A 16,152-nucleotide genomic window follows, 5' to 3' on the forward strand; every position below is an offset into this window, starting at 1 on the left:
CCGAGCGCTACCTGCGGCGGATTCGGCAAGGCGGGGGCCGGTTGCAGAATCGGTCTGCCCGCACTCGCGGTCGACCTCGGCAGGCTATGACGGAGGGTGGACATGACCACTGCAACGGCTGGTTCGCCGGACTTCGCCGAACCAGTGGTCGCCGAGCCCGAATCGGCACTACCGCGGATCGCCTGGGGCCCGATGCTCGCGGTCGCGGGCGTGGTCGGGCTGGCCTTGCTCATCGCCAGCCGGAACTACGGATACTTCTTCGACGAGGCGTATTTCGTGGTCGCGGGCCGAGATCACTTGGCGTGGGGGTATTTCGACCAGCCCGCCCTGGTACCCGCGCTGGCATCGGCGATGAGTCACCTCGCGCCGGACTCGCTGATCATGCTGCGGCTGCCCGCCACCCTCGCGGCGGTCGCCGGGACGATCCTGACCGCGCTGATCGCGCGAGAGCTGGGCGGTGGTCGCGGCGCGCAGGTGCTGGCGTCGATCGGGTACGCGCTGTCCTCGGCGGTGGTCCTGTGTCATTGGCTGGCAACGTATTCGCTGGATCCGGCATTCTGGACCGCGATCGTCTGGCTGGTCGTCCGGTGGGCCCGGCTGCACGCGGAAGGGCGGCCCGACGATCGGCTGTTGCTCTATGCCGGTCTGGTGACGGTGTTTTCGTTGCAGACGAAGTTCCTGGTGCCCGCGCTGTGGGTGGCACTCATGCTGTGCTCGTTGGTGTTCGGACCGCGGCGCTTGGCCGGCCGGCCCGCGCTGTGGCTGGGCGGTGCCGTCGCCGCGGTGGCGACGGTCCCGAATCTGTTGTGGCAGAACCAGAATCGGTGGCCGTACACGCACATGTCCGAGGTCGTGGCGGCGGAGTTCCCCGGAGTGGGACGGTTCCTGTGGGACAGCGCTTCCGGGGCGGGCCTGGCGATCGGATTGCCGCTGTTGCTCATCGGCCTGCCTATGTTGTTGATCAGCAAGCGGTTTCGGACGTACCGGTTCGCCGGTGCCGCGCTGGTCCTGGTTTTCCTTGCTTACCTGGTGAGTTCGGGCCGCTCCTACTATGCGTGCGGTCTGTACGCGCTGCCGATCGCCGCGGGCGCGGTGGTCGTGGCCTCGCTGGCCAGGCAGGTCGTCATCCGCGTCCTGGTCGCGGTCGCGCTGGTGATCGGCATCGCGATGGGGGCGGCGGCCGTTCCGGTGTACCCGCGCTCCTGGGCCGAACACATCCCGGACACCACCCTGATGCTGACCGCGAAAGCATTCGCCCAGTCCGACACCATGATCGGCGATCTCTCCGACGCCGTCGCCGCGGCCTACAACGAACTCCCCGCCGAGATACGACCCCGCACCGCCATCGTCGCCGAAAGCTATCCGTTCGCGGCGGCCGTAGACCTGCACCGCGATTCGACCGGCCTACCCCGCGCCTATAGCGCGCACCGTGCCTACTACTACTTCGGTGCCCCACCTGAATCCGCCACGACGGTCCTGTATATCGGCACCCCGACCCCGCTGCTCACCGCCGCGTTCACCAGCACGCAACCGGTAATCCCCGACCTGGCAACGCTTTTAGTGGACCGAACCGTCCCCTGGAACACCCTCTGGCCCCAGCTGCGCGAGCAATAACCGCGCCGCACCCCTTCTGATTTCCCGCACCTGGAATCGCATGCGATTTCTGGTGCGGGAAATCAAAGGCGGTGCGGGAACGATTCAGCTGGCGGACTCGCCGCGCATCAGCGCGCCGAGGGACTCGCGATCGGTGACGTCCATCTTGATGCAGGCCCGGTACAGGTGCCCTTCCACCGTGCGGACCGAAACCGTGAGCCGGTCCGCGATCTGCCGGTTGGACAGCCCTGCCGCAACGAGATTGGCGATCTCGCGCTCCCGAGCAGTCAACGGCAACGGCTGGGCAGCCTGCCGCAGCGCAGGAGTACTGGCACCGCCGCACACCGCGGCAAGCCGATTGGCCGAGGCAGCGGACTCCAGCAGCCGGCGACGATCACCCGCGCGCTCGTGCGCGGACGCCGCCTGGGCGGCCGCGTCGGCCGCGGACAGCAACGCCCCGATCCGCTCGAATTCGGCTGCGGCAGCATCGAGTCCGGGCCCATCGTGCGCGGCCAGCGCGACCGCGTGCTTGGCCTGCGCCTGCACCAGCTTGCCGTCCACCCGGGCCGCGAGATCGGCGAGCCGGCCCGCCGCGGACTGCTCACCGAAGCGCGCGGCAGCGTGCAGCGCCATCGCCTCGATCGCGTGCTGGTTCGACCGGGCGGCCGCATCGGCCGCGCTCATCGCGAGCCGGATGGCCGGGGTGACGGTGCCCTCCGCGGCGGCATGCCAGGCCCGCGCGATTTCGAGCTGCGGCTCATAGACCGCACTGTGCCGGCCACCGCGCGCGGTCGCCTCCGCGATGGCCTCGGCCGCCTCGGTGGATCGGCCGAGCGCCGAATACGCCTCGGCCAACCGGATTCTCGCGGGGAACATCCACGCGGCCGCCCCCTCCGCGGCGAGCGCGGCCAACGCCTGCTCCAGATTCTCGATGGCGTCCGGGAAATGCCCCTGCGCCACATCGACGGTGCCCTGCAAGATCTTCGACATGCCCCACGCCAGGTATTGCCCCGGCGCCGAGTAGCCGAAATAGTCGGTGGCACAACGCCGCGCGGCCTCGAGGTCGCCGGTCAGGAACAGCGCGAGCACCTCGGCGTGCGTCGACATGAACCGGTTGAGCCCGTCGATCTCGCTCTCCACCTCGTGCCCGCGCGCCGCGTACTCCAGTGCGGCCGAGCCCTTGCCCATCAGGGTCAGCGCGAGCCCACCGCCGAAGGAGGCCCACCAGATCGCCCACGCCGGTGCGCCTTTCAGCGCCATCACCTTTTCCGCCTCGGTGATCGCGATGTCGATCTGGTTCTCGTTGACCGCGCAGGCGGAGGCGAGCCCGTCGAGGATGGCCGCGATCTTCGGGTGCTCTACCTTGCTGCGCACCAGTTTCAGCACCTGGTCGGCTTGATCGGCATCACCCATGGCCCACAGCAGATTCGCCACCCTGGTGCTGCCCCAGCGGGCCAGTTGCACCTCGGTGAGCTGGTCCGGGTCGAAGCTGGCCAAGGTGCGTTCGGCCTCGATGCGATGGCCCTGCCACAGCAACGCCCGGGCGAGCAGGTCGGCCGATTCCACCCCGCCGCGACGTTCCACCGCCGCCCGCGCAAAGCGTTCGCCCAGCGGCAGATTCGCCAGGCCGATGGCATCCGCGGCGGCCGCCTCGAACAACTCCAGATCGGCGGATTTGTCGCTGTCCAAGGCCAATTCGGCCAGCCGGATCCGGTCGGCGGCGGAATTGATCGGCCGCTCCTTGAGCGAGGAGTACAGCCTGCCGCGCAACCGGCGAGCCGACGCGATGCCGAGCCTGCGCCGGATCACCTCACCGAACAGCGGATGGTTGTAGCGCACGGACAGCTGATGCCCATTCTCGACAACCCTGATGACGCCACGGGTTTCGGCGGACTCCACCGCCTCCTCGCCGGCCAGTTCGGACAGCACGTCGAGGTCGATCGGCTCGCAGAAGGTGAGCAGCTCCAGCACATGCAACACGTCATCGGGTAGCTGCTCGACCCGATCTTCCAGCAGCGCAGCCAGTTCCGAGGTCACCGCCGCGCGCCCGCGCAGCTGCCAGACCCCGTTCACCTGACGCAGCGAGCCCGCTTCCAGCGCGCCCTCCACCAAATGCCTGAGGAACAGCGCGTTTCCGCCGGACGACTCCCACATCAGGTTGGCGGTGAACCCCTCGAGCTGCCCGCCGAGCATCGACTCCACCAGGTCGACGCTCTGCCGCTGGGTGAACGGATTGAGGTCGATGCGCAGCAGGTGGCCGTCTTTCCACAGCGAGGTCACCGCGTCGGGCACCTGCACCCCGCTGCGCACGGTGGCCACGATGTGCGCCGCCTTGTCGATGGCCAGCTGCAAGAGCAGCGTCGCGGACAGCTGATCGAGCAGATGCGCGTCGTCCACCCCGATGATGGTGTGCCCGTCCGCGAGCAGTGCCTCCCTGGCCGCGGACATGAACGTCACCGGATCGTGCGCCGTATAGACGCCGACCATGTGGGCGAACACCCCCAGCGGAATACTGCGCGCCGATTCGGTGCCCGCCACCCAGCGGATATTGCCGCCGACCGCGGCCGTTGCCTGCCTGGCCAGCGTTGTCTTGCCGACACCGGCATCACCGGTGAGGACCGCGCCGACATGTTCCGTGCCGGTGAGGGCAGCGCGGATCGCCTCGAACTCGGTCACGCGCTCGACCATCGGCCAGTTCCGAGCCATAACTCTTACTGTAGTTGTAACCGATCATGTAACCCAGACAACGAACGATGAACGGCCACAATCATTCAGCCGGGCTATAACTTTCCGGTCTCAGCCGAGCACGTCGTGCCGCACGATGGTCTGATCGCGACCCGGTCCGACGCCGATGCAGGAGATCCGCGCACCGGACAGCTCCTCCAGCCGCAGCACGTACGCCTGGGCGTTCGCGGGCAGTTCCTCGAAGGTGCGGGCCCCGGAGATGTCCTCCCACCAGCCCGGCATCTCCTCGTAGATCGGCTTCGCGTGATGGAACCCGGTCTGCGTGGTGGGCATCTGCTCGACCCGCTCGCCGTCCACGTCGTAGGCGACGCAGATCGGCACCGTCTCCAGGCTGGACAGCACGTCCAGCTTGGTGAGGAAGTAGTCGGTGATGCCGTTGACCCGGGTCGCGTAGCGGGCGATGACCGCGTCGAACCAGCCGCAGCGCCGGGCCCGGCCGGTGGTGACGCCGACCTCGCCGCCGGTCTTGGCCAGGTAGGTGCCGAACTCGTCGAACAGCTCGGTCGGGAACGGGCCCGAGCCGACCCGGGTGGTGTAGCACTTGAGGATGCCGAGCACCGCGTTGATCTTGTTCGGTCCGACGCCCGCGCCGACCGCCGCGCCGCCCGAGGTCGGGTTGGACGAGGTCACGTACGGGTAGGTGCCGTGGTCGACGTCCAGCAGGGTGCCCTGCGAACCCTCCAGCAGCACGGTCTCGCCGTTCTCCAGGGCGACGTTCAGCTTCAGCCTGGTGTCGGCGATGCGGTGCTTGAAGCCCTCCGCCTGCGCCAGCACCTCGTCGACCACCTGCTGCGGGTCCAGCGCGCGCCGGTTGTAGATCTTGACCAGCACCTGGTTCTTGAACTCCAGGGCGGCCTCGACCTTCTGGGTGAGGATCTTCTCGTCCAGCACGTCGGCCACCCGCACGCCGACCCGGGCGACCTTGTCCTGGTAGCAGGGGCCGATGCCGCGACCGGTGGTGCCGATCTTGTTGTTGCCGAGGAAGCGCTCGGTGACCTTATCGATGGCCACGTGGTACGGCATGATCAGGTGCGCGTCCGCGGACAGCAGCAGACCCGAGGTGTCGACGCCGCGATCCTCCAGCCCGGCCAGCTCTTCGAGCAGCACGCCGGGATCGATCACGACGCCGTTGCCGATGACGTTCGTCACGCCGGGGGTCAGGATGCCGGACGGGATGAGATGCAGGGCGAAGTTGTCGCCGTTGGGCAGCACCACGGTGTGGCCCGCGTTGTTGCCACCCTGGTATCGGACCACCCATTGCACCCGGCCACCGAGCAGATCGGTAGCTTTGCCCTTACCCTCGTCGCCCCACTGGGCGCCGATCAGGACGATTGCCGGCATGGTTGTATCTCCTACGGTTCGACGTGCAACACCCTGAGCGATGGCAGCCGGAAACATACCGGCGGGGCGCGATGAGCACCCGTGTTGCAGCTACTGCCGTGTCGAGGCGGTGGCCGGGAGCACAGTCTAGTAGACGCGTCGTCGGCGGCGTCGGACCGCATCTCTGCGTAGGCTGATTGGCGGCGCTTGCGGGCCCTACGTGGTTACGCTGCGCTGCCGCCTCCGGGCCTGACGCAAGCGCCGCGGGGCTCGACAACCTGTGGCCGAGGCCGTGCAGGGCTATGGTTGCAGCCGTCGAGACCGGGCAGGGTTCGGCGGAACTGGCGAAGGGCCCGACGGAGTGTCGGCTCGAACCGAGGAGGGTGTACGGCAGTTTGAGTACCCACGTTCTCCGTTGCGACGGCGCACCGGTACCTATCGCCCTCGCGGCGCTGCCGACCAGTTCGACGGCCGCCGTCCCCGATACCACCGAGATCGACGAATTGCTTCCCGTGCTGGCCGCCGACAGCTTGCCTCGGCTCATCGTGCTCGGTGACGACGCGGCGCTGGCCACCGTGCTGACCCACCTGATGCGCACCGAACGGCTGCACGTGGAGATCGGCTACGTGCCGGTCGAGAAGACCTATGGCTCCCGCGCCTATCAGACGGGCACCGGCAATGCCGCGGCCAAGCGGGCCATCGATGGCAAGGCCACCCCGGTACCGCTGATCCGCGACGACACCGGCCAGGTGCTGGTCGGCCGGGCCAGGATCACCGGGGTCGGCGACGAGAAGCTGGAGGGCGAGGCCTACGTGGACGACGTGCAACTGTTCTCCGGCAAGGTCACCGCGATGCTGATCTCGCCGACGCTGCACCAACCCGGCGTGCGCGCCGCCGCGCCGAAGGGCATGCGCAAGCGCCGCTGGGTCGAGGGGCGGGCCGCCCAGCTCGGCACCCCGGGCGCGGTGGTGACCAGGGACGGCATCCGCACCGAGCGGACGGTGCCCAGGTCGAGCTTCTACCGGCATCACGAGCCCTGGTTGCTGGTCCGATGACCGACCGCTTCTCCGCCGAACGCCGCTCGCGCGCGATCCGGCCGAGCCCGATCTTTCTGCTGGTGGTCGTCATCACCGTGCTCGGCGGCGGGCTGGCCTGGGATGCCGAGGTGGACTCCACCCGGGCCAAGGTCGGCGTGTTCGTGCTCGTGGTGTTCGGCTGGATCATCACGCTGTGCCTGCACGAATTCGCGCACGCGTTCATGGCCTGGCGGGCCGGTGATCACGAGGTGGAACTGCGTGGGTATCTCACGCTGAATCCGCTGAAGTACAGCCATCCGCTGCTGTCCATCGTGCTGCCGATGGTGTTCATCGCGCTGGGCGGCATCGGGTTGCCCGGCGGCGCGGTTTACGTTCATACACACAACTTTTCGCCGCGCACGCAGCGGATCATCAGCGGCGCGGGCCCGGCGGTCAACGCGCTGTGCGCGGTGCTGCTGCTGGTCATCGTGCGGGTATTCGGCAGTGCGAGTTCACATCCCGCGTTGTGGTTCGGGCTCAGCTTCCTGGGGTTCTTGCAGATCACGGCGGCATTACTGAACCTGATTCCGCTGCCCGGCCTGGACGGATACGGAATTCTCGAGCCGTCGCTGAGTTATCAGACGCGCCGCGCGCTCGATCAGTTCAAGCCGTTCGGCATGTTGATCCTGTTCGCGCTGCTGTTCACCCCGGCGATCAACCAGGTCTTCTTCGACGCGGTGTACGCGTTGTTCGAAGTATCTGGGGTGCCGTCCAATTGGTCACGTTACGGCAGTTACCTGACCCGATTCTGGACGTAGCGCGACGCGGCTTCGATCGAGTTTCGTGCTCGATGATCATTGTGGGCGGAATGGGGTATGCACCCGTACGAGATCGGTAGTGACCACGATCGTCGTACAGCAGACGTTGGAGCAGATTTTTATGACCAACACCGCACCGACCACGGTTTTGTCCGTCGTGATTCCCGCACTGAACGAAGCGAAATGCATTGTGCGCACCCTGGACCGCCTCGTCGTCCAGGACGCGATCGACGAGATCATCGTCGTGGACAACGGCAGTGACGACGGCACCCGGCAGATCGTCCGCGACTACGCGCTCGACCACCCGGAAGTCGCCCTCATCGAGGAACCCGAGCCCGGCATCCCCGCGGCCCGCAACGCCAGATTCGACCGGGCGCGTGGCGATTTCCTCGCCCGCACCGACGCGGACACCCTGGTCGGGCCGGACTGGGGCGCGGTCATCCGGCACACCCTGACCGAGCAGCCGGACACCGCCGCCGTCACCGGCATCACCACCTATCACGATTCGCCGATCGGCTTCTTCCTGAAATTCGGCCTGTACCTTCAGGATCGGCGCGGCAAGCTGGGCGGACCGGTCGGCAACATGCACGGACCCAACATGGCCATCCGCCGTTCCGCGTGGCGCGCGGTGCGGGAGGAGACCACCACCCGCTCGGATGTCGCCGAGGATCTGGATCTGGCGTTGTGCCTGACCAAGCGCGGGTTGCGGATCGATCAGCTGAAGAACATGCGCGTCGAGACCTCCGCCCGGCGCCGCCGGACCGGACCGCGTGATTGGTGGCGTTTCCAGCTGACCGGCTTGCGCACCATCGCCGATCAGGGTTATCAGGTGCAGCCGTTCCACCGCGCGGTCATCGTCGGCGCCTGGCTGACCCACACCGTGCAGTGGCCGATCTACCGATTCTGGGACTTCGACCGCCGCCGCTTCACCCTGCGGCCGGCGCCCGCCCGGGTCTCCGCGGTCGGCGATATCGACGCCACCTGACAGTTGGTGCCCCCAAGCATTGGGGATTCTGTCTGTGTACCAAGACAACTAGGGTTCGAAGCATTGATCGGCGCGGGCCGGGCCCGCTCGTGCCGAGCACCGTTTCCTGGACTCAGGGCTGAGTCCCAACACACCCCTCTTGGTAAGCCGCGCGTCTGTTCAGGGCAGGTAACAGACCCTCCCGGCGGTACACAGTCATGCCCGAACCCAGATTTGGAGCAGCACCACTCATGCACACCCCCGATGGGGCGACGGTGTTATCGATCGTCATCCCCGTGTTGAACGAGGCTGCCTGCATCACGCAGACGCTCGACCGGCTCGTCGCGCAGGACTCGATCGACGAGGTCATCGTGGTCGACAACGGTAGCGACGACGGCACCCGCGAACTGGTCGGCGAGTACGCGCTCGCCCACCCGAAGGTCGAACTCGTCGACGAACCGCAGCGCGGCGTCGCCCGGGCCCGCAATACCGGATTCGACAAGGCGCGTGGCGATTTCATCGGCCGCACCGACGCCGACTGCCTGGTCGCCGCCGACTGGGGGGCGACCATCCGGCAGCACCTGACCGAGCATCCCGAGGTCGCCGCGGTCACCGGCATCACCACCTACTACGACTCACCGGTCGGCTTTCTGCTGAAACTCGGCTATTACCTACAGGATCGGCGGGGCAAGCTCGGCGACCGGGTCGGCAACATGCACGGCCCGAACATGGCCATCCGCCGCACCGCGTGGCTGGACGTGCGCGACGACACGGTCACCCGGCCGGACGTCATCGACGATCTCGACCTCGCGCTGTGCCTGACCAAGCGCGGCCTGCCGATCGATCAGCTCATCGATATGCGGGTGCAGACCTCGGCCCGGCGGCGTCGGACCAGTCCGCGGCGCTGGTGGCAGTTCCAGCTGAGCGGCCTGCGCACCATCACCAACCAGGGCTATCTGGTGTTGCCGTTCCATCGGGTGGTGATCGTCGGCGCCTGGCTGGCACACACCGTGCAGTGGCCGATCTATCGATTCTGGGATTTCGACCGGCGACGCTTCACGCTGCGCCCTGGCCAGGCCAGGATGTTCCCGCTGAGCAAGGAAGCAAGCGGCGACTGACGAACGTAGAGCCGCCCGACCGGCCCCCCGATCAGACGGCTCCACTCTTTCGACCGCGACACCCCTCGTTCGATCGCGGTCACCTGTTCAAGTTATGGGCACGCGGCCGCCGGAACACGAGTAGCGGACTACCCAAAGATCAGCAAGATCGCCCACGCGACCGGGCGAGTAGTCAGTCCTCGGCAGAACTCAGACGAGCCGATCGACCTCGAGCACCGTCTCGTCCCATCGGCGCCCATAGGACCCGCCCTCGGTGTCCCACAAGGCCTTGAACCACAGCCCGGTGAAACCGGAATCCTCGAACTCACGCACGATCTCGTCGGTGTAGAAGATCTCACCGTTGTACACGGCCTGTGGGATCTTGAACACGGCCCGAGCCGGAATGCGGTCCGGGCGGAACACGTGAGACTCGACCATCATGATCTCGCCGGACTCGAACCGGGCGATCTCGGAGGACTCCTCGTCCAGTGCGTCGACGACATTCAAGACGTTCAACACGGCGAGCCGCGCGTCGGGGAACCGCGCGGGCAGCAGTTCACCGAACTCTTCGAGTCCAGGACCAAGGACGTCGATCGCCCGGTCCTTCAGCAGGAGGGTCGCGGAAAGGCTCCAGGGAAAGTCCGACGGCACCTTGCTGCCGTCTTCCCGTGCCGACTTCATCTCCATGAGCGGCCAGGAATCCAGCTTCGGGACACCCGCGAAACTCAGGCGTTCGTTGTCGTCGTCCTCGACCGGTATGGCCCATTCGAAGCCGGCGCGGGGGGCTCCTACGTAAATTTTCATGCACTCTCCTCAGTCGAGACCAGTCGCCGACACATCCAAGGTGCGGGTCTTGCGATGAGTCTCTACCCGATGACCGACAGGAACGGTTGTGCGCCGGGTGAGTAGTCAGTCCTCGGGCGTGACGAACGGCTTCGGCACGGTCGGCGGCAGCAGCGCGATCGCGGAGATCCGCTTCACCCCGCAGACCTGCATCAGGTCGACCACGATCGAGCGGGCCTGGGCGAACACGACGTGGGCCGAAAGCCCCGCGCCCTCAACGAGTTCCGGCCGCGCCTCCTTGGCGACGGTGCGCAGCACCCGGGCCGCCTCGGCCTGGTCGGGCTGCTCGCCGGGATCGGCGAGCATCATCCGGCGCACCACTTCGCTGGCCTGGCCGAGCCGTTCGACCTCGTCGATCAGGCGCGGGTCGAGGATCTCGTCGTCCTGGACCAGGGTAAGCGAGCGGCGCAGCAGCACCCTGGTGTTGCGCACCGCGTTGTCCAGCGGGTCCGCGGTGGCCTTGATCCGTTCCAGGCGGGCGCGAGAGTTCCAGTACAGCGGGGAGATTCGGCTGATCTCCTTGCCGCCCTCCAGCGTGGCGCGCAGCGAATCCAGTTGCGGTTGCGTCGCGCGGACCGCCGCGAGCGCGGCCCGCAGCTTGTCCGGATCCTGTTCGAGCAGGCCGTCGGCGCACTCGGTGAGCGACTTGCTCATCACCGCAAGGATTTCCGCCGCCTGTTCGCGGGCCCGCCGCACCGGGTGCAGCGGAATCGACGCCACCACAACGACTCCCACCAGACCGCCGACCAGCGCGTCGATCATCCGGGAGAAGCCGCCGCCGGCCGAGGGCGGCAGCAGCGTCGCGACCAGCACGGCCGAACCGGCCGCCTGCATGGTGATGATCGATCCGCCGTCCAGGAACACCGCCGCCGCCATGGCGACCGCGACCACCAGCGCGATCTGCCACACGCCGGTGCCCGCGCGGGTGATGAACAGGTCGCCGATGCCGATGCCGACCGCGACGCCGACCACCAGCTCCACCGAACGCCGCAGCCGTGCGCCGAACGAGATGCCGATCGACACCACGGCGGCGGTGGGCGCGAAGAAGGGCTGCGGGTGCCCGACCAGTTCACGCGCGATGAACCAGGCCAGTGCCGCGCCGACCGCGCATTGCAGGATCGGTAGCGCGGACAGCCGCAGACGCGCCCAGGAGGCGCGCAGCCGATCCATGCTGCTCGCCCGAGCGACTCCTACCCGCGGCCGAATATTGAGGTCGATCAACTACGACTCAGTCGAGACCGAGCTCAGCCGCGGCACGCGGGTCGCAATCTTCCAACAGATCGAGGCAACGCGCGTACTCCTCGGTCTCGCCGATCACTTTGGCCGCACGGGCCAGCGCACCCACACTGCGCAGGAAGCCCTGATTGGGTTCATGACTCCACGGCACCGGACCGAAGCCCTTCCACCCGTTGCGCCGCAACAGGTCGAGGCCGCGGTGGTAACCGGTGCGGGCGAACGCGTACGCGGCGACAATGTCGTGATTGATCGGTTCGTCCTGGGCTTCACCCCTGGTCAGCGCCGCCTCGGCCAGGTAGGCCCAGGCGATCGACGCCGACGGGTGGTCGGCCGCGACGCGCACCGGATCGGTCTTGTCGAGCAACGCTTCTTCCGCGTCGGAGATTTCGGGGAGGAGTACCGGTTGGGGGCCGAGCAGATCACCGAACGAGGTCATGGGCTTCATTGTGCACCGATGTCCGATTACCTCCGCATTCACTCCGGACAACGGACAGACAATCGTCCCGGCCATGCGCGCTCTGATGTCGGGCTTCGTCCGGGTGTGCCCGTTAAGCTGGCCGTCGAGTTCAACTGTTCCGCCTGAGCGAGGGGTAGTGCGTGTCCGACCCGAACGACGACAAGAACCCGGCGCGGGAGAGCGCCGACCCGGCAACCCCGGCCGGCGCCGACGCACGCCCCGATGCCACCACGGAACGCAACCCGGTCGCCGGCGCAGCCTCGCCCGCCGCATCCACGCGTCCTATTCCGGCCGGGAGTGGGTCGTCGGACAAGACCGGTAGCGCTCCCGACAAGAGTTCGGTAGCAGGCGCGGAGAAGTCCGAAGCGACTGCCGGCAAAGCCGACACGGCCGGAAGCGCCACGGCGAAGTCGGAAAGTGCTGATGTGGCCGCATCGAAAGCCCCGAACTCAGGCCAGGCTGCCGGAGACACCGCGAAACCCGCAGCGCAGGGCGCGAATGCCGGTGCGGCAGATCCCAATGCCATTCCCAAGATCAGCGCGCCCGCGCAGCCCGCGAGCCCGTCCGGCGCGCGGCCCGGATCGGCAGACGCGGCGGGAAAGCAGGCGTCGCCTGCCACCGGCGCGGCGTCTGACCCGAAATCAGGTGCGGCTCAAAAGGACAGCCCCGCGGGCAGTGCCGCCGAAACCGAAGTGATCAAGCGCGGCGCGCAGAACAAGCCCGGCACCGAAGCCGCTCCGACCGAGTCCGCGGCACCGGAATCGAAAACCCCGGCGCCGCAAGATAAGCCGGTCAACGTAGTAGCCGACATCGCCAAGGGCGGCGCGGCGACCGCGGAAACCGTGGCGATCAAACGCGACGGCAAGGACCAGCCCGGCGCAGGTACGGCGAGTACACCGCCGAAAACCCCGAGCGCGCCCGCTGAGCAGTCGAAAGCCGCTCCGGCACAACCGAAGACCCCCGCCCCGAGCAATGCCGCGAAGACCGAGCCCGACCTCGCCCGCCCCGGCACGGCCGCCGACAAGCCCGCCGCACCGGCCGCCGACGCTCCGGCCACCGGTGCCGCCCAAGGCACAACTCCGAGCAGCACCGCCGCGGCCGACGCCAGGACCGAGGCGATCAAACGCGGCCTGCGAGACCATCAGGCCGCCAAGGCCTCCGGGAAGACCGCACCGGCGGAGCCGACGCCGACCGCGAAGGTAGGCGCGGAACCGACTGCGCCCCAGAAAGTTCGCACCGCCGAGGAAAGCGCCACCGGAGCACCCGGCACCGAGCCGGCGAAATCCGCCTGGTTCGGCGGACCGAAACCCGATACGGCCCAAGACGGCACGCCGGACCAGCCCGCCGCCGACAAGCCGGCCGAGCCCACCTCGAAGGACGACGGCGACGCACCGACCACGGTGATGCGGGTGCAGCAGCGCCCCACCCCGCCGGTCGAGGACGCGGCCCCCGAGGCCGACACCGTCAAGATGCAGACGCCGGCCCAGAACAAACCGGCTCCGCCCGGGTCCGAAGACGTGACCATGGCCATGCCGGTGATCAAGCCGGATGACGCGCAGACCGTCGCGCTGCCGATCCAGCGTCCCGCCGACGCGGCGAAGCCGGCCGGCACCGACCGGGTCACGCCGGGCGCGGGCCGGGTGCCGATCACCAAGCCGCCGGCCACGCCGCGCCCCGCCGCCGGGCCGAAACAGCCAGGCCCGCAAGGACCTTCGTCGCCGCCGAGCGGACCGGTCGAGGACACCCGTTCCGCACCGCCGCCTCCGGGCCTGCCCCGGCCGGGAACCGCGCCCTCCCCCGCGGACACTCAGCTGACCATGCCCGCGCAGCAACTCGGCGGACCGCGCCCGCCGCAGCCGCGCCCGATCGCCCCGCCGCAGCGGATCACCCCCGCCGCGCAGGCCCCGGTGGACGCGGTCGAACCGACCGCCGCGCCGGGCCGCTCCAAGCGGTGGCTGCTCGCCGTGGCCGGGGCCGCCGTGGTCGTGGTCATCCTGATCGGCGTCACCGTGGCGGTCATGGTCAACTCGACGGACAACTCGCCGGAGACCAAGGTCCGCGCCGCCATCACCGATTACACCCAGGCGCTGAAGACCGGCGACCTGAACACCCTGCGCAGCACCACCTGTGGCCCGCTGCACGACTTCTATCAGGGCATTCCGGCGGACCAGTTCGCCGGTGTGCACCAGCTGTCGATGGACCGGCGCACCATCCCGGTGGTGGACGAGGTCGACGCGGTCCGGATCACCGACAAGACCGCGATCGCGCAGGCCACCGTCTACACCGAGGCCGATCCGAACAAGCGCTCGGCGCGCACCTTCGATCTGCAGCAGACCGACAACGGCTGGAAGGTGTGCGACCCGCCGACCAGCGGCCAGTAATACGCCGTCGAACGTGAAATAGGCTGCCCGCGCACGGGGCAGCCTATTTCTGTTTTATAGCCGATGCACATCACCGACATTCAGCGACAAAAGTGCATTTCGGGCCCGCACATGAAGAGAAAGCAAACTCGATAGCAATTCCGCATCGATCGACGGTAGCGGTGGTCACACTCGGCTGGTCAATGGTCCGGTTCATTAGTAGCGTGACCGCATCATGGGCAGGGAACAGACGATGGCGCTCGACATTGATGACGTGCAACAAACGGCGACGCTGGCCGGGCAGCGGTTCCGCGTCCGGGACCACTACGAGGTCGGCCGGGAAAAGATCCGGGAATTCGCGCGCGCGGTACAGAATCACCACGGCGTGCATCACCAGGAATCGGATGCGCACAAACTCGGCCACGCCGGCGTGCTCGCGCCGCCGACGTTCGCCTCGGTCATCGGATCGTCCGGCACCCGCTCGCTGCTCGAATCGGTGCTCACCGAATACGACCTGTCCCAGATCTTGCAGACCGATCAGGTCTTCCAGGCCTACCGGCCGATCCTCGCCGGTGACCGGCTGACCAGCGAGATCCTGATCGAGTCGATCCGCCAGTTCGGCGACAACGATTTCGTCGTGGTCCGCTCGGCCCTGGTCAACCAGCACGGCGAGCTCACGCTGATCGGCTCCACCACCATCGTGGCGCGCCGCGGCGTCGAGGTGGACCCCGGTCTCACCGACGTGGTCGACAACATCATGATGCACGGCCAGGTGGTCGAATTCCCCACGGCCGAACAGGGATTGGACGACAGCTCGGCGCTGATCCCGCTCGGCCTCGGCGAACTGCCCGCCCCGGCCGCGGACCGCGAGCCCGCGCCGGTGCACACGCTGCCCGACTTCGATCAGCTGTCGGTCGGCGATCAGCTGCCGGCTGGTTCGTTCCGGCTGGCCCGCGGCGACCTGGCCAATTACGCCGGGGTGTCCGGCGACGCCAACCCGATCCACTTCAGCGACCACGCCGCCCAGCTGGTCGGCCTGCCGACGGTGGTCGCGCACGGCATGCTGACCATGGGCCTGGCCGGCGGCTACCTGACCGACTGGCTCGGCGATCCGACCGCGATCGAGAAGTTCAGTGTGCGGTTCTCCGGCTTCGTGCCGGTGGCGTCGAACGCGGCCAGCACGGTGGACTTCGTCGGCCGGATCAAGTCGCTGGACCCGCGCACCCGCACCGCGACCGTCGTGCTCGGCGGCACCTCGGAGGGCCGAAAGTTGTTCGGCCGGGCCATCGCCGAGGTCCGGCTGGCCTGAGTTCGCGGTTTCACAGGTAATCCACACCCCACGACGCCGCGATTTCGGCGCAGGATGGATACCGTGACCCACTCAGTAATGCGCCGCGTGACCCCCGCGATCGGCGCCGCCTGTCTCGTGGTCGGCGCCCTCGCCCTGGTGCCGCCGACCGCCACCGCCGATGCCACCGCCACCTTCATCAGCAGCCCCAACGATTCGTGGCCGACGCCGGACCGCGACGGCAGAGGCGACGACGACCAGAAGAAGCGATCGAACAAGATCTACACCGACTGCGATCAAGTGCGCGCCGAGGGCGCCGGGACGATCTACCGCAGCGATCCCCGCTTCAACTCGTTCCTCGACCAGGACGGCGACGGCATCGCCTGCAACGGCTGATCGCCGAACGGGCCCAGCG

At 68.1% G+C, this 16,152-nt stretch carries 13 protein-coding genes; 8 read left to right on the forward strand and 5 right to left on the reverse strand.

The window, feature by feature from the left end; all coding sequences use genetic code 11:
* The first annotated feature begins 102 nt into the window (after positions 1 to 102).
* Positions 103 to 1,614 carry a glycosyltransferase family 39 protein gene (locus tag AB0M22_RS12260; RefSeq protein ID WP_364724481.1) on the forward strand — a complete coding sequence of 504 codons (1,512 nt, stop codon included), beginning with the start codon at positions 103 to 105 and terminating at the stop codon, positions 1,612 to 1,614.
* 84 nt (positions 1,615 to 1,698) lie between these two features.
* Here the strand turns inward: AB0M22_RS12260 and AB0M22_RS12265 are convergent, their stop codons facing one another.
* Both AB0M22_RS12265 and AB0M22_RS12270 read right to left on the reverse strand, forming a co-directional pair.
* Positions 1,699 to 4,299: a LuxR C-terminal-related transcriptional regulator gene (locus tag AB0M22_RS12265; protein WP_364724483.1), complete on the reverse strand. Its 2,601-nt coding sequence runs from the start codon at positions 4,297 to 4,299 to the stop codon at positions 1,699 to 1,701.
* 90 nt (positions 4,300 to 4,389) lie between these two features.
* Positions 4,390 to 5,679 (reverse strand): adenylosuccinate synthase, encoded by a 1,290-nt coding sequence (locus tag AB0M22_RS12270; RefSeq protein WP_150400075.1) that lies wholly within the window; start codon positions 5,677 to 5,679, stop codon positions 4,390 to 4,392.
* A gap of 374 nt (positions 5,680 to 6,053) precedes the next feature.
* On the opposite strand from AB0M22_RS12270, the gene AB0M22_RS12275 reads away from it, so the two are divergent.
* From AB0M22_RS12275 to AB0M22_RS12290, 4 genes are all read left to right on the forward strand, one after another.
* Positions 6,054 to 6,713, forward strand: coding sequence for a hypothetical protein (locus AB0M22_RS12275; protein WP_364724486.1), 660 nt, complete (start codon positions 6,054 to 6,056; stop codon positions 6,711 to 6,713).
* Entirely contained in the window at positions 6,710 to 7,492 is a 783-nt protein-coding gene (locus tag AB0M22_RS12280) for a site-2 protease family protein (RefSeq protein ID WP_364724489.1), read from the forward strand. Before AB0M22_RS12275 ends, AB0M22_RS12280 begins: the two co-directional genes overlap by 4 nt.
* Before the next feature lie 79 nt (positions 7,493 to 7,571).
* On the forward strand, positions 7,572 to 8,477 hold the full coding sequence (locus tag AB0M22_RS12285; RefSeq protein WP_364724492.1) for a glycosyltransferase: 906 nt from the start codon (positions 7,572 to 7,574) through the stop codon (positions 8,475 to 8,477).
* A 230-nt stretch (positions 8,478 to 8,707) separates the two neighbouring features.
* Positions 8,708 to 9,574 (forward strand): glycosyltransferase family 2 protein, encoded by an 867-nt coding sequence (locus AB0M22_RS12290; protein ID WP_364724494.1) that lies wholly within the window; start codon positions 8,708 to 8,710, stop codon positions 9,572 to 9,574.
* A gap of 189 nt (positions 9,575 to 9,763) precedes the next feature.
* Here AB0M22_RS12290 and AB0M22_RS12295 read toward each other — a convergent pair whose 3' ends face one another.
* From AB0M22_RS12295 to AB0M22_RS12305, 3 genes are all read right to left on the reverse strand, one after another.
* Positions 9,764 to 10,357, reverse strand: a complete 594-nt coding sequence (locus tag AB0M22_RS12295; RefSeq protein WP_364724496.1) for a DUF1629 domain-containing protein — start codon at positions 10,355 to 10,357, stop codon at positions 9,764 to 9,766.
* Between the two features lie 105 nt (positions 10,358 to 10,462).
* Positions 10,463 to 11,566: an FUSC family protein gene (locus AB0M22_RS12300; RefSeq protein ID WP_364724499.1), complete on the reverse strand. Its 1,104-nt coding sequence runs from the start codon at positions 11,564 to 11,566 to the stop codon at positions 10,463 to 10,465.
* Positions 11,567 to 11,624: 58 nt separating this feature from the next.
* Positions 11,625 to 12,077, reverse strand: a complete 453-nt coding sequence (locus AB0M22_RS12305; RefSeq protein ID WP_364724501.1) for a DUF3151 domain-containing protein — start codon at positions 12,075 to 12,077, stop codon at positions 11,625 to 11,627.
* Between the two features lie 152 nt (positions 12,078 to 12,229).
* On the opposite strand from AB0M22_RS12305, the gene AB0M22_RS12310 reads away from it, so the two are divergent.
* From AB0M22_RS12310 to AB0M22_RS12320, 3 genes are all read left to right on the forward strand, one after another.
* Positions 12,230 to 14,470: a hypothetical protein gene (locus AB0M22_RS12310; protein ID WP_364724503.1), complete on the forward strand. Its 2,241-nt coding sequence runs from the start codon at positions 12,230 to 12,232 to the stop codon at positions 14,468 to 14,470.
* A 232-nt stretch (positions 14,471 to 14,702) separates the two neighbouring features.
* Complete coding sequence (locus AB0M22_RS12315; RefSeq protein WP_364724506.1) at positions 14,703 to 15,758, forward strand: fused (3R)-hydroxyacyl-ACP dehydratase subunits HadA/HadB; 1,056 nt, start codon at positions 14,703 to 14,705, stop codon at positions 15,756 to 15,758.
* 63 nt (positions 15,759 to 15,821) lie between these two features.
* The gene (locus AB0M22_RS12320) at positions 15,822 to 16,133 is read left to right on the forward strand and encodes an excalibur calcium-binding domain-containing protein (RefSeq protein WP_364724509.1); all 312 of its coding nucleotides are present in this window, start codon (positions 15,822 to 15,824) and stop codon (positions 16,131 to 16,133) included.
* Positions 16,134 to 16,152: the final 19 nt, after the last annotated feature.

This window comes from Nocardia sp. NPDC051756 (assembly GCF_040681495.1).
GTDB lineage: Bacteria > Actinomycetota > Actinomycetes > Mycobacteriales > Mycobacteriaceae > Nocardia.